This window comes from Tenacibaculum sp. SZ-18 (assembly GCF_002813915.1).
Lineage (GTDB): Bacteria > Bacteroidota > Bacteroidia > Flavobacteriales > Flavobacteriaceae > Polaribacter.
The window spans coordinates 2847013-2866822 of sequence record NZ_CP019335.1 but is presented as its reverse complement, the minus strand read 5'-3'; the positions used below and the strand labels follow the sequence as shown (position 1 = coordinate 2866822).

Annotated in this window: 20 protein-coding genes; 9 read left to right on the top strand and 11 right to left on the bottom strand. The window is 30.6% G+C overall.

Translation table 11 applies throughout. The features are described 5' to 3' along the window. Window positions 1–33 precede the first annotated feature (33 nt). Entirely contained in the window at window positions 34–2145 is a 2112-nt protein-coding gene (gene recQ / locus BTO06_RS12870) for a DNA helicase RecQ (RefSeq protein ID WP_100925696.1), read from the top strand. Window positions 2146–2250: 105 nt separating this feature from the next. On the opposite strand, the gene BTO06_RS12865 is transcribed toward recQ, so the two are convergent. Both BTO06_RS12865 and BTO06_RS12860 read right to left on the bottom strand, forming a co-directional pair. Then, window positions 2251–2868 carry a hypothetical protein gene (locus BTO06_RS12865; protein WP_100925695.1) on the bottom strand — a complete coding sequence of 206 codons (618 nt, stop codon included), beginning with the start codon at window positions 2866–2868 and terminating at the stop codon, window positions 2251–2253. Next, complete coding sequence (locus tag BTO06_RS12860) at window positions 2852–3334, bottom strand: RNA polymerase sigma factor (protein WP_100925694.1); 483 nt, start codon at window positions 3332–3334, stop codon at window positions 2852–2854. The genes BTO06_RS12865 and BTO06_RS12860 overlap by 17 nt, the downstream gene beginning before the upstream one ends. 122 nt (window positions 3335–3456) lie before the next feature. On the opposite strand from BTO06_RS12860, the gene BTO06_RS12855 reads away from it, so the two are divergent. From BTO06_RS12855 to BTO06_RS12830, 7 genes are all read left to right on the top strand, one after another. After that, window positions 3457–3963, top strand: coding sequence for a GbsR/MarR family transcriptional regulator (locus tag BTO06_RS12855; protein WP_100925693.1), 507 nt, complete (start codon window positions 3457–3459; stop codon window positions 3961–3963). Between the two features lie 38 nt (window positions 3964–4001). Next, window positions 4002–4361 carry a hypothetical protein gene (locus BTO06_RS12850; RefSeq protein WP_100925692.1) on the top strand — a complete coding sequence of 120 codons (360 nt, stop codon included), beginning with the start codon at window positions 4002–4004 and terminating at the stop codon, window positions 4359–4361. Then, a complete protein-coding gene (locus BTO06_RS12845; RefSeq protein WP_100925691.1) occupies window positions 4345–5166 on the top strand; it encodes a DCC1-like thiol-disulfide oxidoreductase family protein in 822 nt (273 codons plus the stop codon). Before BTO06_RS12850 ends, BTO06_RS12845 begins: the two co-directional genes overlap by 17 nt. 3 nt (window positions 5167–5169) lie before the next feature. Next, entirely contained in the window at window positions 5170–5334 is a 165-nt protein-coding gene (locus BTO06_RS18555; RefSeq protein ID WP_157811859.1) for a hypothetical protein, read from the top strand. 182 nt (window positions 5335–5516) lie between these two features. Next, window positions 5517–5888, top strand: coding sequence for a hypothetical protein (locus BTO06_RS12840; RefSeq protein ID WP_100925690.1), 372 nt, complete (start codon window positions 5517–5519; stop codon window positions 5886–5888). A gap of 10 nt (window positions 5889–5898) precedes the next feature. Beyond that, window positions 5899–6792: a TIGR01777 family oxidoreductase gene (locus BTO06_RS12835; RefSeq protein WP_100925689.1), complete on the top strand. Its 894-nt coding sequence runs from the start codon at window positions 5899–5901 to the stop codon at window positions 6790–6792. A 3-nt stretch (window positions 6793–6795) separates the two neighbouring features. Beyond that, window positions 6796–7266: an SRPBCC family protein gene (locus BTO06_RS12830; protein ID WP_100925688.1), complete on the top strand. Its 471-nt coding sequence runs from the start codon at window positions 6796–6798 to the stop codon at window positions 7264–7266. 130 nt (window positions 7267–7396) lie between these two features. Here BTO06_RS12830 and BTO06_RS12825 read toward each other — a convergent pair whose 3' ends face one another. The 3 genes from BTO06_RS12825 to BTO06_RS12815 form a co-directional block, all read right to left on the bottom strand. Further along, window positions 7397–8020 carry a TonB-dependent receptor plug domain-containing protein gene (locus tag BTO06_RS12825; RefSeq protein WP_100925687.1) on the bottom strand — a complete coding sequence of 208 codons (624 nt, stop codon included), beginning with the start codon at window positions 8018–8020 and terminating at the stop codon, window positions 7397–7399. A gap of 218 nt (window positions 8021–8238) precedes the next feature. Further along, window positions 8239–8439: a hypothetical protein gene (locus tag BTO06_RS12820; protein ID WP_100925686.1), complete on the bottom strand. Its 201-nt coding sequence runs from the start codon at window positions 8437–8439 to the stop codon at window positions 8239–8241. A gap of 280 nt (window positions 8440–8719) precedes the next feature. After that, window positions 8720–12145 (bottom strand): methylmalonyl-CoA mutase family protein, encoded by a 3426-nt coding sequence (locus BTO06_RS12815; RefSeq protein WP_100925685.1) that lies wholly within the window; start codon window positions 12143–12145, stop codon window positions 8720–8722. Between the two features lie 616 nt (window positions 12146–12761). Between BTO06_RS12815 and BTO06_RS12805 the strand changes: the two genes are divergently transcribed. Continuing rightward, window positions 12762–14915 carry an alkaline phosphatase D family protein gene (locus BTO06_RS12805; RefSeq protein WP_100925683.1) on the top strand — a complete coding sequence of 718 codons (2154 nt, stop codon included), beginning with the start codon at window positions 12762–12764 and terminating at the stop codon, window positions 14913–14915. Window positions 14916–14984: 69 nt separating this feature from the next. Here the strand turns inward: BTO06_RS12805 and BTO06_RS12800 are convergent, their stop codons facing one another. From BTO06_RS12800 to BTO06_RS12775, 6 genes are all read right to left on the bottom strand, one after another. Further along, entirely contained in the window at window positions 14985–15329 is a 345-nt protein-coding gene (locus BTO06_RS12800) for a hypothetical protein (RefSeq protein WP_100925682.1), read from the bottom strand. A 138-nt stretch (window positions 15330–15467) separates the two neighbouring features. Then, a complete protein-coding gene (locus BTO06_RS12795; RefSeq protein WP_100925681.1) occupies window positions 15468–16211 on the bottom strand; it encodes a M23 family metallopeptidase in 744 nt (247 codons plus the stop codon). 43 nt (window positions 16212–16254) lie between these two features. Beyond that, window positions 16255–16779 (bottom strand): hypothetical protein, encoded by a 525-nt coding sequence (locus tag BTO06_RS12790; RefSeq protein WP_100925680.1) that lies wholly within the window; start codon window positions 16777–16779, stop codon window positions 16255–16257. Between the two features lie 12 nt (window positions 16780–16791). Next, the gene (locus BTO06_RS12785; protein WP_100925679.1) at window positions 16792–17709 is read right to left on the bottom strand and encodes a M23 family metallopeptidase; all 918 of its coding nucleotides are present in this window, start codon (window positions 17707–17709) and stop codon (window positions 16792–16794) included. 143 nt (window positions 17710–17852) lie between these two features. Continuing rightward, complete coding sequence (locus BTO06_RS12780) at window positions 17853–18200, bottom strand: hypothetical protein (RefSeq protein ID WP_157811857.1); 348 nt, start codon at window positions 18198–18200, stop codon at window positions 17853–17855. Between the two features lie 645 nt (window positions 18201–18845). Then, complete coding sequence (locus BTO06_RS12775; RefSeq protein WP_100925677.1) at window positions 18846–19736, bottom strand: LysR family transcriptional regulator; 891 nt, start codon at window positions 19734–19736, stop codon at window positions 18846–18848. Between the last annotated feature and the right edge of the window lie 74 nt (window positions 19737–19810).

The window sequence follows — 19810 nt, the reverse complement described above, 5'->3', positions numbered from 1 at the left end:
TATGCAACATTTTTTTTATGGTACTTTTGCTAAATGAATTTAATTAGCGAGAAGGAATTGTTGCAGAAGTTAAAATCGAATTTTGGTTACGACAGTTTTCGATTACAGCAGCAAAAGATTGTTGAGAATATTTTAACCAAAAAGGACACCTTGGTAATTATGCCAACTGGTGGAGGAAAGTCGATTTGTTTTCAACTTCCAGCGCTATGTTTTGATGGAATTACATTGGTTATTTCTCCATTAATTGCCTTAATGAAAGATCAGGTTGATAGCCTAAAAGCTAATGGAATTTCTGCGACCTATTTTAATAGTAGCCAGTCTAGTGAAGAACAACAAAGTGTTTTTGATGCCGTAGTAAATAAGAAAGTAAAACTACTTTATGTTGCTCCTGAAAGTCTTCCTTTCTTGCAAAATATCTTAAATCAGAATTATATAAGTTGTATTGCAATTGATGAGGCGCACTGTATTTCTTCTTGGGGTCATGATTTTAGACCTTCGTATAAACAATTAGCTTTCTTGAAAAAATCTTTACCAGAAGTTCCAGTTGTTGCTTTAACCGCAACTGCCGATAAAGCTACTCAGGAAGATATTTTAGAGCAATTGGCAATTCCACATGCTACACGTTTTGTAAGTTCTTTTAATAGAGAGAACATCGCCTTAGAAGTTCGTCCGGCAAATGATAGAGTTACTCAAATTGTGAAGTTCATTCATGGTAGAACTAATGAATCAGGAATTATATATTGTTTAAGTAGAAAAGCTACTGAACAATTAGCAAGTAAACTGAATCAAAGCGGAATTAAAGCAAAAGCATATCATGCGGGATTATCTTTTGAGGAAAGATCATCTATTCAAGAGGATTTTATTAAAGATGATGTTCCAATAATTTGTGCAACAATTGCCTTCGGAATGGGAATTGATAAATCAAATGTTCGTTGGGTAATTCACTATAACATGCCGAAGAATATTGAAGGATATTATCAAGAAATCGGTAGAGCAGGAAGAGATGGGTTGGCTTCGCATGCATTGTTATTTCATAGTTATGCCGATGTAATTCAATTACGACAATTTATTGCAAATACAGGAAATAAAGAGGTACAAGAGGCGAAATTAGAACGAATGAAACAGTTTTCAGAAGCAACTGTTTGTCGCAGAAGAATTTTACTAAGTTACTTTGGAGAATTAATTGAAGAGGATTGTGGAAATTGTGATGTGTGTAAAAATCCACCTCAATTTTTTGATGGAACTTTAATCGCTCAAAAGGCATTGTCGGCAATTTTTCGATTAAAAGGAAAAGAAGCTATGGGAACTGTAATAGATGTTTTACGTGGAGCTCAAAATGCGACTGTATTAGATAAAAAATACAATACACTAAAGACATATGGTGTAGGAAAAGATATTTCTTGGAGAGATTGGCAGCATTATATGATTCAATTGGTAAATCAAGGTTTGTGTCAAATAGCTTTTCATTTAAATAACACGATTCAATTAACTGAGTTTTCAGAAAAAGTATTATTTAAAGGAGAAAAAGTTAGATTAACTGTACCTACGGTTCCTAAAAAAGAAACTCCTGCTCAAAAGAAAGAACAAAAGAAAAAATCAACTGTAAAAGATACATTGTTTGAACGTTTACGAAAACTTCGTTATCAAATAGCACAAGAAGAAGATATTGCAGCTTACTTGGTATTTAGTGATGCAACTTTACGTGAATTAGAAACCCAAAGACCACAAACAGATGAAGAATTTTTAGCAATAAGTGGAGTAGGGCAGCGTAAATTAGAAGTGTACGGAGCTGAATTTATGGAAGAAATTAAATCCTTCATTAAAGAGAAAAAGAAAGGGAAAAAAGACACGACGTTGGAAACGTATAAGTTGTATTTAGAGGACTTTTCAATTGAGGAAATTGCAATTCGACGTGGATTAAAAGAACAAACTATATTTTCACATTTAGCAAAATTGTATTTAGAAGGTAAAGATGTAAATCTTGATAAATTCATTGATGTGAATACTTTAAAGCTAATTCAAAATGCTAAAAAAGTGTTGAATAACGAAACAGCTTTGAAGCCGTACTTTGAGTTTTTACGTGAGGAAGTTTCTTACAAACAGATAAGAATAGGTTTAACTATTCTACAGAAAAAGTCAATTTAAAAAAGAAGCGTCATTACGAACATAGTAAGTGAATCTTTTCGATCACAAATAATCATCTTTTAGATTACTTCAAAATGAAAATTTTTCGTAATGACGTTCTTTATATTACTCTTTTAAATTCTCCATTTCAATAATTAAATCATCAAGCTTTGAGAAAAGTGTTCCGTATAACATTCTTGTTGAAATTGTATAAACCACTGTACAAGTAATTGAAGTACAAACTGCTATTAAAGCTCCGATTCCTAAAACTTGTAAAACAGAAGTGTCTTTAGAAATATAACTTGCTAAAAAACGATCTTCTTTTAAGAAAAAAGTTAGTGCGAAAATTGACATGATAGCTAATGGTAAACCAAAAATGAACAGCTTTTTCGTTGATCGAGTAATAGAACTGATAATTCTTCTATAACTTTTTAAATAGTTTAAGTTATCCGATTTTATATCAATAGTTTCAAACTTTTTTAATAATCGAGTATTGAAAAGATAAAGAGCAAGAATAAGGAATGTTCCATATAATCCAATAATAGTTTCAGATAATAGAATTCCTCCAATTGTTACAATTCCAGCCATAGGTAACAACCCTTTGTTATCAAATTGATAGGTTCTTTTAATTTTGTTAATAATCGACTTCGATTTTTGATTGTATAAGTCGTTTATTTTAGGAGCAATTAATGATTCTTCACTAATAAAGGCTTCGTTCCATATTTTTTCAATTGATTTTTCCATCTAGTAATTCTTTTAATAGTTTTTTAATTCTGTTAATTCTAACTGCAATATTGTTAGCGCTAGTTCCAATAACAGCAGCAATTTCTTTGTAAGGATTTTCTTCTAAATGTAATAGAATAATGGCTCTGTCAACTTCTGATAGCTTTTTAATAGCATCATAAAGTAGATTTAAATGTTCGTTTTCAAAGGCTTTGTTGTTTTCGGAAAGTTCATGCGAAAATGATACTTTTCTATGTTGTCTTTGATGTTTCTTACTAAGAGTTAAACAAACATTTAGAGTGATTCTATAAATCCAAGTAGACCATTTCGATTTTTGTTGAAATGCATCTTTTGTTTTCCAAATTTGCAAGCAAGCTTCTTGATAAAAATCTTCAAAGTCCTCTTGTGAATCTGTATATGCGCGACAAATCTTTAATATTATCCCGGCATGTGGAAGTATAGAGGTTGTATAAAAATCGTTACTCAAAATTTAATATTTACTTAATTAGTAAACTGAGAATTTGAAATATTACAGGAAATATAAATTTTTTAAATTATTTTATTTTCAATAATTTTTGAAAGTTTAGAATTAAGTTTTATATTTGTGTCATGAAATTAGAAGACGCAAAAATAAAATACATTCATACTTGGGGTAGTTTAGCTACAAACTGGGGGATTAATAAAACAATGGCGCAAGTGCATGCTTTATTATTGGCTTCATCTAAACCTTTGTCTGCAGATGAAATTATGGAAGCGTTAAAAATTTCAAGAGGTAACGTGAACATGAATGTGCGTGCATTAATTGATTGGGGAATTGTTCGCAAAGAATTGGTTGCTGGGGAGCGAAAAGAATTCTTCGTTGCTGATAAAGATATTTGGGAACTTTTTAAGCAAGTAACCAAAGAACGCAAAAAAAGAGAGATTGAGCCAGTTTTGAAAATTCTAGATGAATTGAAGAGTGAAGTAGAGGAAGACTCAGAAGAAGCTAAAACTTTCAAAAAGTTAATGAATGATTTATCAACTGTTACGAATACAGTAAATGGTATTTTGGATAAAGCAATCAAGGCTGATGAGCATTGGCTGTTATCGAATTTTACTAGAATGATAAAAAAGTAAAAAAATTTACAACTAAACTTTCAATAATTTCTGAAACTATGAAAATTATAAACAGAATAATAGTAACCCCATTTATTTTAGTATTACTTATTGGAATATTTGAACGTGACTGGCTTGTCTTAGCTGCATTAATAGCGATTCCATTAGGGATTTTGCAAGTTTTATTTTGTTTGAGGATCTTAATAGGTTGGAAAATGATAAATGAAAAAACTAAGATTTTTGAAATAAGCTACTTCATCTTAGTGGTAGGATATTTTTTGTTTTTGAATTATTCAACAGCAACAAGTTGGAATGGTAAAAGCATCAATCAAAATATAGTTTACAGTTTACCAATTCTTCTAGCCTTAAGTGTAACATATATTTTAGAAAAAAACCTTAGCCATGAAAACATTGAATAATCACACAATATTATACGACGAGGATTGTCCTTTATGTAATGCGTACACAAGCACTTTTATCAACACTAAAATGCTTGATAACGAAGGAAGAAAACCTTACTGTAAAATTTCTAATCATGAACGAGAGTTTGTTGATATTGAACGAGCTGCGAATGAAATTGCTTTAGTTGATAATGAAAAGAATAGGGTAATTTATGGAATTGATAGTCTGCTCAGAATTATTGGATTTTCATTTCCTGTGATTGATAAGATAGGAAATTTTGCTCCTGTAAATTATCTTCTAAGAAAGTTATATTCTTTCATCTCTTATAATAGGAAAGTTATTATGCCTTCTGAGAAAAAAGATGATAATAATCTGCAATGTTCTCCAAGTTTCAACATCAAATATCGCTTGCTATTCATTGTCTTTGGTCTGTTAATTACGGTCGTAACACTTTTTCAATTTTCTGAATTGATTGAATTTTTACCAAGTTCAAATTATAAAAGAGAGATTGTATTGGCTGCAGGGATGGTAGTTTCTCAGTTGTTATTTCTTGGAAATAAAGATTATCAAACTCAAATAAATTATGTAGGTAATATAATCACTGTTTCATTATTTGGTTGCATTGGTTTATTCCAGTTAATGCTTTTAAATGAAGTCTTTCCACTATCACAAACTCTTATCATGCTTGGTTTTACAGGAACCCTAGCTTTAATGTTTTTCGAACATAAAAGAAGAATTCAACTTTTACAATTACCAAGCTATTTGAGTTGGACTTGGATTGGTTATCGAGTAGTGGTTTTGCCAATAATTCTAATAGTATAAATTATGTATTTAGCTACGTATATAACTTATGTTTTATTATCTGGATTTGTAATTATCTATGTTGGTAATGCCTGTTATCAAAATGGAAAGATTTATATAATAAACTTCTTCTCAAATGATATGAATTTTGCAACAGGAATTAATAAAATTCTTCGAACAGCATATTAGTTAATGAATCTAGGGATTGTCATTTTTACCTTAAATTCAATGAATAACATTGAAACAATCCTTCAATTAATAGAAGAGATAGCAAGCAGACTTAGTTTTATTTTACTATTAATAGGATTATTACATGGAATCAATTTATTCACGATTTATATATCACACACATATTTTAAAAACAAGTAATTATGGAAACTACTTTAGTACTTATAGCTTATGCAATTTATTTACCAATAAGTATTGGATTAACAACTTTTGTATCTCAGCATTTATTTAAAAATAGTAAAATTTTTATGCTCGATATTTTCAATCAAAAACAAGAAATAGCTTTTGCTACTAACAAACTATTTAAAATTGGATTTTATCTCTTAAATATTGGTTTTGCACTAAGAATAATTAAGATTTATAATCTAGCTAATTATAAGAGTTTGGTTGAGGTTTTAAGTGCAAAGGTGGGTGGTTTTTCTATTTATTTAGGAATTGTAATGATTTTATTCATCATTTTCTTTTTAAAAGGAAGAAAAGCTAGTAAAGAAGCTAATGTAAGAGTACAAAATTAATTAAGAGAAAATGAAAATAGTCATCGCTGGAGGAACTGGATATTTGGGAAAGTTGCTTACCGAATTTTATACACAAGAAAAAGAAAATCAAGTTTACATTTTAACACGAACTCAAAAGTTGAATTATAAAAATGTAAACTATATATACTGGAATGGAAAATCAAAAGGAAGTTGGACTCAATTCCTTGAAAAAGCAGATGTTTTAATCAACCTTACAGGGAAATCTGTGAATTGCCGATATAACAACAAAAACAAAGCTGCTATTTATAATAGTAGATTAGAAAGTACGGCTGTTTTATGTGAAGTAGTTCAGAGTTTGAATGTACCACCAACAGTATTTATCCAGTCTTCTTCAGCTACTATTTATAAGCATTCAGAAGAAAAATACATGACAGAGAAAGATGGTGAAATTGGAATTGATTTTTCTATGGATGTATGTAAAAAGTGGGAACAGTTGTTTAATAGTTATGAATTTAAGAATACACGAAAGATTATTACAAGAACTTCTATAGTTTTAGGAAGGAATGGTGGAGCGTTTCCCTTGATGAAAAGAATGACCAAGCTTGGATTAGGAGGTAAACAAGGTAACGGTAAGCAGTTTATTAGCTGGATTTCAGAACAAGACTATATAAATGCAATTAATTATTTAATTGATAAACCATCTGGTGTTTATAATATATGTGCGCCAAATCCGATTAGAAATTGCAGTTTTCAGAAAGAATTAAGAAAAAAGTTGCGAATAAAAGTAGGGATAAATGCTCCAAAGCTGTTATTAAATATAGGTGCGAAGATTATCGGAACGGAAACAGAATTGTTATTGAAAAGTAGAAAAGTTTATCCCCAAAATCTTTTAGATTTAGGTTTCGAGTTTGGTACTACAAAGTTTAATGATTTAAAAATTTAGCTTATGCCAATAATTATTTTATTTACAAAAATTAAAGCAAGAAAAGAATTAGTATTTAACTTATCACGAAGCATTGATTTGCATAAAATTTCTGCAGAAAAAACAGACGAAAAAGCTATTGCTGGAAAAAAAACAGGATTAATAGAATTGGATGAAACGGTTACATGGAGAGCGAAACATTTAGGTGTTTATCAAAATTTCACATCTAAAGTTACAGGTTGTCGTCCAAGTGAATATTTTGCAGATAAAATGGTTTCTGGAGCTTTTAAAAGTTTCAAACATGAACATTATTTCTCTCAAGAGAATAATACAACAACACTAGTTGATGTTATGGAGTTTGTAAGTCCGCTTGGTTTTTTAGGAAAACTTGCTGATTTCTTATTTTTAAAAAGATATATGAAACAATTTTTGTTAGAAAGAAACAATACCATCAAATTATATGCCGAGTCGGATAGATGGAAAGAAATTATATAAGTTCATAGTTAGATGCTACATGAGATAATATATGTAGTTTCTAAATAGTTAGTTTAGTTAAAGTGAAAAGGCTGTTTATTTCTAAAACAGCCTTTTAATTTTTAAATAGTATCCTTTTATATCATTAATATTAGAATGTTTTTATTTCAATAACACCATTCGCACCACGAGAACCATATTTCGAAGCATCTGGCCCTTTCAATACAACAACAGATTTAATAGTTGTAGGAACAATGTTTCCAAGTTCAACCTCGTCAACCGGGGTGTTATTTAAAACAAACAATGGTGTTGTACTTCCGTTTACAGAATTGTAACCTCTAATATTAATAGCATTATCCATTGTCACGTTTACACCAGGCACTTGTCCTCTCAAGTAATCATAAAAATCTCTGAATTGAATAGCTCCAATATTTTTTGAAGTCGGACTTCTATTGATCCCTAAGTCATTATTATCTGCTATAACAATTTCAACTTTAGAATTTCCATTATAAGCTATTTTACTTAATCCAACTTTAGGAGAAAATGCGCTTATTTCTTTCGGGGTATTTTTAAATTTTGCTTTGAAAACACCTTTAGAGTTTGTCCATCTTTTTAATCTCACATTATCAAATAAAATTACAGCACCAGGAACTGGTTTATTTTTTGCATCTTTTACAATAATCGTAACCTTTTTTTCAGATTGTGCAGTAACTTTAACATTAAAAGGAAATAAAAATAGACCTAATAAGAATAACAAAATGTAACTCTTCTTCATACTTACGGGTTTAAAATTTCACATTAAATATAAGGCTTTTGCAAATAATTCATATGGAATGTGACTCTTGATGAATGAAAACTAATATATTTTAACATTTATAAATGCAATTTTAACATTTTAATAAAAGTTTGTAAGATCTTGATAAGATAAAAACCTACACTTTTAAGCATAGGTTTTTTTAATATGTTTGAGTCGTAAGGTTAGTTATGTTTAACTTAAAATGACGCGTTAAGTTTATATTTTTTAATATATGCTTTTAGAGCAAAACCTACCATAAAACCTAATACAATACCTGCAACTATACCTGATACAATACCTACTGGAAGATTTCCAGTTAATGTTCCAAAATTCACTCCTAATGAAGCTCCTAAGCCTGTGGCAAAGATTAAACTAAAGATAAAATAATTGTTACTCATTTTTTTATGTGCTTTTATAAGTAAGAAGATAAACTACCTATTTTGTTACAATTGTTTAGGTGTTTTTTGTGTGTTTTTACTTACGAAAAATTAATGAAAGTTCAGGATTGATAGGCCTTTCAATTATCTTGAAAACTTAAAGTTAAAAAATGTTAAATAGTGTCTTTGAACAAAAATGATGCTCAAGAATGTGTGATTTTTAGAAGCTACTTTAATCTCCGAAATAAAAAAAGCCTCTCAAAAATGAGAGGCTTAAATCTATAAAGTTTTTCAAAGAAAATTACATATTTCTTCTATATTGTCCTCCAACTTCAAATAAAGCGGAAGTAATTTGTCCTAACGAACATACTTTTGAAGCTTCCATTAATTTTTCGAAAATATTCTCATTTTGAACGGCAGCAGTCTGAATCTTTGATAATTCTTCAGAAACTTTAGTGCTATTAGCTTCATTTAAGTTTTCTTTTGTTTTGATTTGGAATAGCTTTTCTTCTTCTGTTGCACGAATTACTTCTTGCGGAGTAACCGTTGGAGACCCTTTAGAACTTAAGAAAGTGTTTACACCAATAATTGGGAATTCACCTGTGTGTTTTAAAGTTTCATAATACAAGCTTTCTTCTTGTATTTTAGAACGCTGATACATAGTTTCCATTGCTCCTAAAACACCACCACGTTCAGTTATTCTATCGAATTCAGTTAATACTGCTTCTTCAACTAAATCAGTTAATTCCTCGATAATAAAAGAACCTTGAATTGGATTCTCATTTTTAGCTAATCCTAATTCCTTATTAATAATTAATTGAATTGCCATGGCTCTACGAACACTTTCTTCTGTTGGCGTTGTAATCGCTTCATCGTAAGCATTTGTATGTAAAGAATTACAGTTGTCATAAATCGCATATAATGCTTGTAATGTTGTTCTAATATCATTGAAATCAATTTCCTGTGCGTGTAAAGAACGTCCAGAGGTTTGAATGTGATATTTCAACATTTGTGCACGTGAATTTGCTCCGTATTTAAATTTCAAAGCTTTAGACCATATTTTACGAGCAACACGTCCAATTACTGCATATTCTGGATCAATACCATTAGAGAAAAAGAACGATAAGTTTGGTCCAAACTTATTAATATCCATTCCTCGTGATAAATAGTATTCTACATAGGTAAATCCATTAGCTAAAGTCAATGCTAACTGAGTAATAGGATTTGCCCCAGCTTCTGCAATATGATAACCAGAAATCGATACTGAGTAGAAGTTACGTACGTTCTTCTCAATAAAATATTCTTGAACATCTCCCATTAAACGTAAAGCAAATTCTGTAGAGAAAATACAAGTATTTTGAGCTTGATCTTCTTTCAAAATATCAGCTTGAACTGTACCTCTTACCTGAGATAATGTATTGGCTTTAATTTCAGCATACACATCAGTTGGTAAAACTTGATCTCCAGTAATACCTAATAGTAACAACCCTAATCCATCATTTCCCTCTGGTAAATCTCCATTGTATTTAGGTCTGTCAATTCCTTTATTATCGTATAATTCCTTAAGTTTGGATTCAACTTTTGTCTCTAAACTATGTTCTTTAATATATTTCTCACAGTTTTGATCAATAGCAGCATTCATAAAGAATCCTAAAAGCATTGGCGCTGGTCCATTGATTGTCATCGATACAGAAGTCATAGCATGACTTAAATCGAATCCAGAATATAATTTCTTCGCATCATCTAAACAACAAATAGAAACTCCAGCATTGCCAATTTTTCCATAAATATCTGGTCTGTGTCCTGGATCATTTCCATAAAGTGTAACAGAATCAAATGCAGTAGATAAACGTTTTGCAGGCATTCCTAAACTAACGTAATGGAATCGTCTGTTTGTACGTTCTGGTCCACCTTCACCGGCAAACATTCTAGTTGGATCTTCTCCAGTTCTTTTGAAAGGATATAATCCTGAAGTATATGGGAATTCTCCAGGAACATTTTCCTGTAAATTCCAGCGTAATAAATCTCCCCAAGCTTGATATTTTGGTAAAGCTACCTTTGGAATATCAGAGTGAGAAAGTGATTTCGTATGTGTTTCAATTTTAATTTCCTTATCTCTAACTTTAAACGAGTAGATAGGATCTTTATATTTTTGAACTTTAGTTGCCCAGTTTAAAATGATTTCCCAGTTGTATGGGTCCAGGTTCATTTTTACACGATCGAACTCAGCAATTAATAATTTTAAAAAGTCGCTATTATCTTCTGTTTTTTGAAGAGAAGTTTCTTCAATTCCAGATTTGTCTAAACCTACAGTACCTTCAGAAACACTTTCAATGGTTTTGAAGATTCCGTATAATTTTTGAGCTACTTTTTCCTGCTCAGTAGCTTTCTTGTCGTAAGCTCTGTTGTTCTCAGCAATCTCAGATAAATAGCGAGTTCTTGCAGGAGGAATTACAAATATCTTTTCAGACATTTCTTTTGTAATTTCAAAAGTAGATTTTAAATCAGCTCCTGTTTTCTCAACAACTTTATCCATAATCGCTTTATATAACGAGTTCATTCCTGGATCGTTGAATTGAGAAGCTATAGTTCCAAAAACTGGCATTTCATCCATTGGAATATCCCAAAGATTGTTATTACGCATGTATTGTTTCTTCACATCACGTAACGCATCTAAAGCACCTCTTTTATCAAATTTGTTGATAGCAACTAAATCAGCAAAATCAAGCATGTCGATTTTCTCTAACTGAGTTGCAGCTCCAAATTCCGGAGTCATCACATATAAAGAAGCATCTGAATGTTCGATGATTTCGGTATCAGATTGACCAATACCTGAAGTTTCTAAAATAATTAAATCAAATTCTGCGGCTTTTAAAACTTCAACGGCCTCATTTACATATTTAGATAAAGCTAAATTCGATTGGCGTGTCGCTAAAGATCGCATATATACGCGTTCATTATTAATAGCGTTCATACGAATTCTATCTCCTAATAAAGCTCCACCTGTTTTTCTTTTAGATGGATCAACAGAAATCAATCCAATTGTTTTATCTGGAAAATCAATTAAAAAACGACGAACTAATTCGTCTACTAAACTAGATTTTCCTGCTCCACCTGTTCCTGTAATTCCTAAAACTGGTGTTTTTGAAGTTTCATTTTTCTTGTGGATAAGATCCATTGTTTCCTTAGAAACTTCTGGAAAGTTTTCAGCAGATGAAATCACACGAGCAATGCTACCTATTTCTTTATCTGCCAAATGGTTTACTTCTCCGTTTAAAACATCTCCAATCGCAAAATCAGATCGTTGAACAAGGTCGTTAATCATTCCTTGTAATCCCATTTCACGTCCATCATCAGGAGAGTAAATTCGAGTAATTCCGTAATCCATTAATTCTTTAATTTCTTCTGGAAGAATTACTCCACCGCCACCACCAAAAATCTTGATATGACCTGCACCTTTTTCTTGCAGTAAATCATACATATATTTAAAGTACTCGTTGTGTCCACCTTGATAAGAAGTCATTGCAATTGCATTTGCATCTTCTTGAATAGCACAATTCACTACTTCTTCTACACTTCTATCATGACCTAAATGTATAACTTCAACTCCTGTAGACTGTATAATTCTACGCATAATATTTATCGCAGCATCATGTCCATCAAATAAAGACGCAGCAGTTACAATTCGTACCTTATGTTTAGGTTTGTAGGGTGCTATTTGTTCCATTCGTAAATTTAGTTGTTTAAATGAGCTGCAATTTACGGATTTCTTAAAAAATAGAACAAATTCTTAGGGATTATAAGTAGTTAAAGAAACGATATAATTTTCTCGATTTTAAATAGTTCAAATTCGACTCATTTTGATAAGCTTCTCTTTCAAAACTGAGGTTCATATACGCTAAATGACCATTTCGAAATTTTATAAGTTTTATAATCCACTCAAGTAGATAGATAAGATAGAAGAAAACTACGAAAAGCTCTCTCTGCTGTCTTAAATGAATTTTCTCATGATTAACCAAAATCTCATTTTCTTTTAATTCTTTGTTTTTCAAAAAAATAAAAGGATATAACGTGATTCCTTCATAACCTTTCGGAACAATATATTTCGATATAAAAATCAAATTGAGTTTATTGAGTTGAAGTCAAATATACAAAGTCTATTTTCAGTTTTCTTTAGGATTCTAACGTAAAGAAATCATCAAGTAAAAGTTAGTATTTATTGGGGTAAGAATATAAAAATGTTAAAAAAATTATCATTGAGTTAATTGTTATGCATGCATAATAAAATGAAGTTTTAACAATTAGATTCGCGAAAAAATATACCAAAAATCAACCCCGAAATCATGAAAAAAAACAAACTCAAAGTATTATGTTTTGTTGTCTTGTTAACTGGAGTATTCGCGCTTCAAGCTCAAAAACAAACTGTAGTTACCAAAATTGGAAGAAAAAATACTGCTGGTATAGAAAATTATTTCAATGCTGCTTTAGCTCCATTTTACCACGGAGTGGCTTCAGGTGATCCTTTAAAAGATGCAGTTATTATTTGGACACGCGTTACTACGAATCAAACGGATGTTAATGTTACTTGGAAAGTGGCAACAAATACATCGATGACAAATGTTGTTCAACAAGGAATGGTAGGTACTGACGAAAGAAAGGACTATACAGTAAAAGTAGATGTAAGAAGTTTGCAACCAAATACTACCTATTATTTTCAGTTCGAAGCTTTAGGAAAGAAATCTGAAATAGGAAAAACAAGAACTTCTCCAACTGGAAATGTAAGTAATGTTCGTTTTGGAGTTGTATCATGTTCTAACTACCAAAACGGATATTTTAATGCGTATGAAGAATTAGCAGATAGAACAGATATAGATGCTGTCATTCATTTAGGAGATTATATTTATGAATATGAAACTGGCGGATATGGATATAGCGATGAGGTTGGAAGAAGACACTTACCTAATAATGAGATTGTAACTTTAAGCGACTATCGAGTTCGTTATTCTTATTACAGATTGGATCCGATGCTAAGAAAATTACACCAACAACATCCGTTTATTTTAATTTGGGATGATCACGAATTTTCAAATGACGCAAATAAATTCGGAGCAGAAAATCATGATCCATCAACCGAGGGAAGTTGGGAAGTTCGAAAAAATAATGCCTACAAAGCTTATTTTGAATGGATGCCGGTTCGTGCAAATTCAATTCAGGAATATAGATTATATAGAGACTTTTCTTATGGAGATTTAGCTGACTTATTAATGTTAGATACACGAATTGAAGGAAGAGATGAAACGGTTTCGACTAGTCAAAAGTTGACCAAAAACGTTAAGAAAGACCTGCAGTTAAAAGTTAAAAGCTTAGTTGAAAGTAAATCGTTACAATCAATTGAAGATTTTGAGAAAGTTATCGAGGAAATTGCTCCATATTTTATTCAAGAAGGAAAGTTAACAGGAGAAGAATTAAGATATGTAATTCAAAAGTTTGCCCAAGTTGCATATAATTATAAAAATGTTGGAAGTAGGAATTTATCTTCTAAAATAGATCAATCAAAATTAAAAGATCTTCTAGTAAAAGCTACAACTGTTGAGAAGAAATTAGCAGGAAAAGTAACTTACGAGTCAATATTGGGTCAAGCACAATTCAATTGGTTGTTAAGTAAACTATCGACTTCATCAGCGACTTGGAAAATTATTGGAAATCAGGTTATGATGATGAATTATAGTGGAGTTCCAACAAGTGATGCTTGGGATGGATATGAAGAAGAGCGTGAACGTTTGTATAAACATATTTCTAATAACAACATTAATAATGTAGTTGTTTTAACAGGTGATATTCATAGTACGTTCGCCGGCGATTTAAAATACGGACGTGAGTGTATTGGTTCTGAATTTGTTGTACCAAGTGTTACTTCTCAAAATTTAGATGCTTTTGGAGTAATTGCAACCGGACTAGCTGAGTTTTACACCAAACTTTTAAATCGTCATATGAAAGAAGTAGATTTAGATGCGCACGGATATTTTGTGTTAGATGTAAAGGAAGAAAGGGTACAGGCGGATTGGTTTTATATTCGTGATGTAAAAGTTCCAAACTCAGGAGAGTTTTATCATAAAGGATACTATGTGAATAAAAACGGATGTGGAATTAGAGCAACAAATACACCTGCAAATGCGACTTCAAGATACGGAGAACAAGCAGAAACAATTAATAATTCTAAAGATCTTATAGATGAAAGAGTAATTATAATGGGAGTTTATCCAAACCCAATGCAAACTTCAGGAAATGTTCACTATTTATTACAAAATCCAACAGAATTATCTATTGTTATTTTTAACAGTAACGGAAAAAAAGTGAAAGATGTGCTAATTAATAAAAAGCAAGACACAGGAATCTACAATGTAAATTTTGATGTGGAATCATTAGCAGCGGGAAATTACTTTTTAAAGGTAAAGTCTGGAAATAAAACTATAACAAAACAATTTATTGTGAAGTAATATCAAAAAGTTTAACTAAAAAGAAAAAGCATCCCTATTTGTGATGCTTTTTTATTTTCAAGAGAAATTTTATTTAAAAACGATACTATTCCAAACACTTATAGATTCCTTTGGAATTATGTAAAAAGATTCATTTTCGAAACAATAAAAGAAATTACCATATCTGCTGGCTCTAATTTTAAATCTCTTTTTATCACCATTTGTTAGTATGATTTCATTAAACCCTTTCCATAAAAACTTCTCTTTAGTGATTTTGGAAAGTTTAATTATCTCTATTATTCTCTCTTTAGAGGCTTCTGAAACCTTTTCTTTTACATTAAGTTGAATTATTTCAATGGAATTAACATCCTTCCAGTCTATTTTTTTAGAGCAGGAAAGAATAAAGAGAAGTAATAGTAATACTATTTTTTTCATTGTTAAATATGATAGTTCTATATTTGTAAAGTAAACAAATTTGGATTTTTAATATTTTCTAGTGTACAGTACTTTTTCTTTTAAATAGTCAGTTTTGTTTTCATCATCAATTTGAAATTTAGGTTTCAAACTATTTTGTCAGCCTAAGAATTGTTTGTATAATCTAACATGTAAATGAGGACCTGAACTCCATCCAGTATTTACAGTTAAATCTATTACTTGCCCTTTAGTAACTTTGTCCCCAACTTTAACTGAAGCACCTTTTTCTTTTAGATGTATTTCCTTTAGATGTAGGTATCCTGCAAGAGTATCATCATCATGATAAACTAGAACGATATTATTGTACTTAAGACACTCTTTTTGATTACAGTTTTTAGTGTTATAATCTATGACTTTTACAACAACTCCCTCGCTTAATGCTGTAACTTTAGTGCCTACAGGCATAGAAAAATCTATTGAGTTCTCATTTATGCCATAATGAGTACTTTTATTGTTATATCCTTGTGAAACTTTGAAAGATACTCCATTTTCAAAGTGTAAGTGGTATGGGTAGTCAAAGTCATAAGATTTATTGTTATTGTTACCATAGTTAGTTCCATACCTAAAATTAAATTGATAAGGTTTACTATGAATTTTAACTTTGAGTGTAGTCAATAATTGTCTTTTTTTACTGGGCTCCAAGACATATACTTTGTTTTCTTTATTTAAATTACGCATGTTTAATAAATCAAATTCAATAAACACACTCATAGAGCAAAATTCATAATTATAAGCGTATATGTTAAAACCGTTGTTAATTCTTTCGGTATACAATTTTAATTTATCATTCGCATAACAATTATAAGATGATACAATAAGTAAGTGGAAAATCATTTTTTTCATTTTTTGAAAATATTAAAACCAGCCTTAAGCTGGTTTTCTTGAATTAATTATCTAATTCTTGACTAAATTCAATAGATAAAATATTATTTGACGTTTTATTATAGTTTATTAAAAGTCCCATATTAATAGGGGAGTCGATTTTATAATTGATGAAATACTCATTTTCATAATAACTTTTGGAGGAATCCGCTAAAATATCTATTGATTTATCAACAGATACGTTTTTTCCTTTAAATTGTATGTCAATCTCGCTACTGATAACTTTAATATAGTTTAAATAAAATATTGAATCCGTATCATTACTTTTAGCAAATACAAACTTCAATCCATCTGTTTGATAAATTAATATAAAACCTTCTAATGAACTTTCGATAGTTCTAATTAATCCGTTACCAAATAAAGAAATCATTTTGCTGTTATCACCAGAGGTAGCTTCAATATCTTCTATGGTTTTTCCTTGAATTAATAATTGGTTAGTTAAAATATTTTCTTCCAAATAATTAGTTTTAATTTGCCCAAATCCAATTTGAGTTATTAGTAAAAGTGTAAAAATTATTTTATTTTTCATTGTTAATTTAATTTAATTACAGTCAGCAGTAATTACTCCTGTTGTGGTATTTATATTTCCTTTAATGTATTGATCTGGATTTACTGTAATTCCATTTTCTTTAATTTTAATATGAACATGGCAAGGTACAGTCCCTTTCTTTATTTCATTTTTCAAATTACCAGAGTCACCTTGATAACCGATAATATCACCAGCTTTCACATCTCCAGAAACTCTATTTTCGTTTTTCATATGAAAGTAATAGCTAAGTATAGTCTTCCCGTTAATATTAGATTCTAATTTTACGTAAAATCCAGCAGCTTCATTATTACTTCCTGCCTTTGTTGCTTTTCCATCAAACATAGCATAAATAGGATCTCCTTTTTGAGTAACAATATCTATGCCTCGATGCCATTTAGGAAATAGTTTCCTTTTTCCCTTAGCATCTTTTATATACTTACCGTCTTCTCCCTTTTTCCATTTTTTTCTGTAAGAATTCCCATATAATCCGCCTCCTATACCAGAAACTGCTTGTTTAGCGACTTGCATATTTCCTTTCACAGGGTTTCCTTTAAAACAATCACTACATGGTTTATTTTGGTCAAAGTTACCATTTGTAGAGTTATTTCCTTTAGGACAGTCAATATATTCAATTCTGTAATAATTTAATTTAGTCCCGTTTGATAAAGTTCGGACTACAGGAGTTGTACTTAACACATTCACGTTGCTTCCTTTAGGTATTTTACCATTCCCGCAATCAGTTTCTTTGATTATGTTCCATGTATCATCTCTGAAGTTGTCAGATTTTAAAGTCACGTTATTACCTAAGATAGGTTTGTTTTTAGTAAAATTCGCGTCATGAAGTAAACCTTGTCTTGTAATGCAATTAGTTTGATTGTTGCAGTTTGGAGCGCAGTCCATGATGCAAAACCCTTCCTGATCTTCTATCATACCATCGGGGCATTCACAGTCTTTAGTTATGGCGTTATAGATTTTTCCGCCTTTACAGATAGATTCACATTCGCCTGTTACGGGATTTTTAATGTAACCTTCGCCACATTTTCCATCTTTATCCGGAGTAATAGGGCTAGTTACTAATGTTTCTCCGTCGTTACTTCCTCCATTTGATGTAGATCCAGAATCGTTTGAGGAACTTCCTCCGCCTCCTGTTGTTGGTCCTGGATCGGCTGGGTCTGTTGAACCATTACTAGGCCCGCTTGGAGGATCGTAAGTTCCAGTTTCACAATGAGAAAAATCAATAATATATCCAATAAAATCACTACCACTACAGTATGAACCGTCATGCTGAAGAGCAGGTCCATGTCCATCTGCATTACCCCAGGCATCACATTGTTTATATTCAGGAATCCAAACTCCCTCACATGGGTTAGAAGTATCAATTCCACCTCCTCCATCATCAGGTGATGCCCAATCAAAGACATCTCCTCGAGAAGCTAATGATAATTCATCTAAATCAAGTTTTTCTTCTGGTATTTCAAATGAGTACGAACGACTATTTTCTTGTTCTGCTTTATTTTTAGTGTTAAAATATGCAATTAAGTGATAAGTATACGTGTTGTTATATTTCTTTACTAATAAATTTTCGTAGTCGGTGTCTTTAAATAAATTTCTTTCTAATTCAAAAGTCCAAGTAATTGTGTTGTTACTTTCAATTCTTATAACTTCATTTTGAACAATGGAAAGTTTAATTTTCTTATTTGAGTTAGTTTCTCCCTTTGAGAATTGTTTTTTTAAAATTAATTTATTCGAATGTTTTTCTAGGAAAGAGAGCTTTTCAGAAAACTCGTTGTCATTAACAAGTTCATTATATTTTATTTTTTCAAAAGGTTTTTTGTATTCTTCATGACTTGCATGTGGGTTTGTTGTTGTTACTTCATAATCTTCCTTTTCACAATTCTATAGCGAAATGGATACCCCTAAGGCTAAGACAATTTTGAGTAGGTTCGTGGAACCTTTTAATTTAAATTTCATGCGCAATTTATTTTTATTTACCCTTCTGTTAGGAAAATTGAAAAACGTTACCCAACTTTTTGAAATAAATTTCGAATAAATTGGAAAGAACTTAATTAGAGAGAAAATAGAATAGTGTTAATCAACGATCGTAAAACAGGATTTCTATTATGTTCGTCCCAAACAACTGACAATGTTGTATGTTGATTGATGTTATCTAATTCAATAAAATGAACATTCATATCATATCCTAATTGTAAAGATTTCGGAACAATAGATAATCCAAAACCGTTTTCTACTAATTTATATATAGAAGCTGCATGTATTGTATTGTGGGAGACAATAGGAGCAAATCCACTTTCGGTAAAAATTTGTATCACTTTTTCATAGTAAGAAGGACTGTAAGAAGGATCAAAGAGAATGAAAGATTCATTTTTTAATTCTTGTAAACCTTTAAAATTTTTAGAATTGATTTTATGTTTTTTGGGTAAAACCAAACAAAAGTTTTCTTTTAGAATAGGTTGAATAGTCAATCCTCTCGGCACAGTATCGAGTCTCACAAAACCAATGTCTATTTTTTGATGTAATAAATTATCAATTTGTTTTTGGTTGTCCATTTCCGTTAAACCAAACTGAACATTAGGGTGTTTTTCTTTGAATTTTACCAAGACATTTGGAATGATTTCTTGCATAGCAGATCCTACATATCCAAATTCTAATTTTCCTTGTTTTCCATTATGAATAAGCTTTGCATGACTAATGATATTATCTAAATTTTTCAAATTCCGTGTAATTTCAGACTTTAAATACCTTCCGGAAGGAGTTAAAACAACCTTTCTGTTATGCCGTTCAAATAATTGAATACCTAAATCACCTTCCATTTGTTTAATCTGTCTACTTAATCCAGGTTGAGATATAAATAATCGATCAGCTGCTTTTCTGAAGTGTAATTCTTCAGCTACAGCCAAAAAGTATTTAAGATGTCTTAACTCTAATTGATAACTCATAATTATTAAATATTGACAAAAATGATATTATTAAGCATCAAAAATAAAAGTAATTTTGTATAAAACGAAGTAGA

Bases quoted from the DNA above. Each gene is read 5' to 3' on its own strand.
- BTO06_RS12785 (WP_100925679.1), bottom strand. From the start codon at position 17,709: ATGATAGAAGATCAGGAAGGGTTTTGCATCATGGACTGCGCTCCAAAC.
- BTO06_RS12775 (WP_100925677.1), bottom strand. From the start codon at position 19,736: ATGAGTTATCAATTAGAGTTAAGACATCTTAAATACTTTTTGGCTGTA.
- BTO06_RS18555 (WP_157811859.1), top strand. From the start codon at position 5,170: ATGTATTTAGCTACGTATATAACTTATGTTTTATTATCTGGATTTGTA.
- BTO06_RS12865 (WP_100925695.1), bottom strand. From the start codon at position 2,868: ATGGAAAAATCAATTGAAAAAATATGGAACGAAGCCTTTATTAGTGAA.
- recQ (WP_100925696.1), top strand. From the start codon at position 34: ATGAATTTAATTAGCGAGAAGGAATTGTTGCAGAAGTTAAAATCGAAT.
- BTO06_RS12845 (WP_100925691.1), top strand. From the start codon at position 4,345: ATGAAAACATTGAATAATCACACAATATTATACGACGAGGATTGTCCT.
- BTO06_RS12780 (WP_157811857.1), bottom strand. From the start codon at position 18,200: ATGTCTTTGATTGGGCATCACCTGATGATGGAGGAGGTGGAATTGATA.
- BTO06_RS12840 (WP_100925690.1), top strand. From the start codon at position 5,517: ATGGAAACTACTTTAGTACTTATAGCTTATGCAATTTATTTACCAATA.
- BTO06_RS12790 (WP_100925680.1), bottom strand. From the start codon at position 16,779: ATGAAAAATAAAATAATTTTTACACTTTTACTAATAACTCAAATTGGA.
- BTO06_RS12850 (WP_100925692.1), top strand. From the start codon at position 4,002: ATGAAAATTATAAACAGAATAATAGTAACCCCATTTATTTTAGTATTA.
- BTO06_RS12820 (WP_100925686.1), bottom strand. From the start codon at position 8,439: ATGAGTAACAATTATTTTATCTTTAGTTTAATCTTTGCCACAGGCTTA.
- BTO06_RS12815 (WP_100925685.1), bottom strand. From the start codon at position 12,145: ATGGAACAAATAGCACCCTACAAACCTAAACATAAGGTACGAATTGTA.
- BTO06_RS12830 (WP_100925688.1), top strand. From the start codon at position 6,796: ATGCCAATAATTATTTTATTTACAAAAATTAAAGCAAGAAAAGAATTA.
- BTO06_RS12855 (WP_100925693.1), top strand. From the start codon at position 3,457: ATGAAATTAGAAGACGCAAAAATAAAATACATTCATACTTGGGGTAGT.
- BTO06_RS12825 (WP_100925687.1), bottom strand. From the start codon at position 8,020: ATGAAGAAGAGTTACATTTTGTTATTCTTATTAGGTCTATTTTTATTT.
- BTO06_RS12795 (WP_100925681.1), bottom strand. From the start codon at position 16,211: ATGAAAAAAATGATTTTCCACTTACTTATTGTATCATCTTATAATTGT.
- BTO06_RS12835 (WP_100925689.1), top strand. From the start codon at position 5,899: ATGAAAATAGTCATCGCTGGAGGAACTGGATATTTGGGAAAGTTGCTT.
- BTO06_RS12800 (WP_100925682.1), bottom strand. From the start codon at position 15,329: ATGAAAAAAATAGTATTACTATTACTTCTCTTTATTCTTTCCTGCTCT.
- BTO06_RS12805 (WP_100925683.1), top strand. From the start codon at position 12,762: ATGAAAAAAAACAAACTCAAAGTATTATGTTTTGTTGTCTTGTTAACT.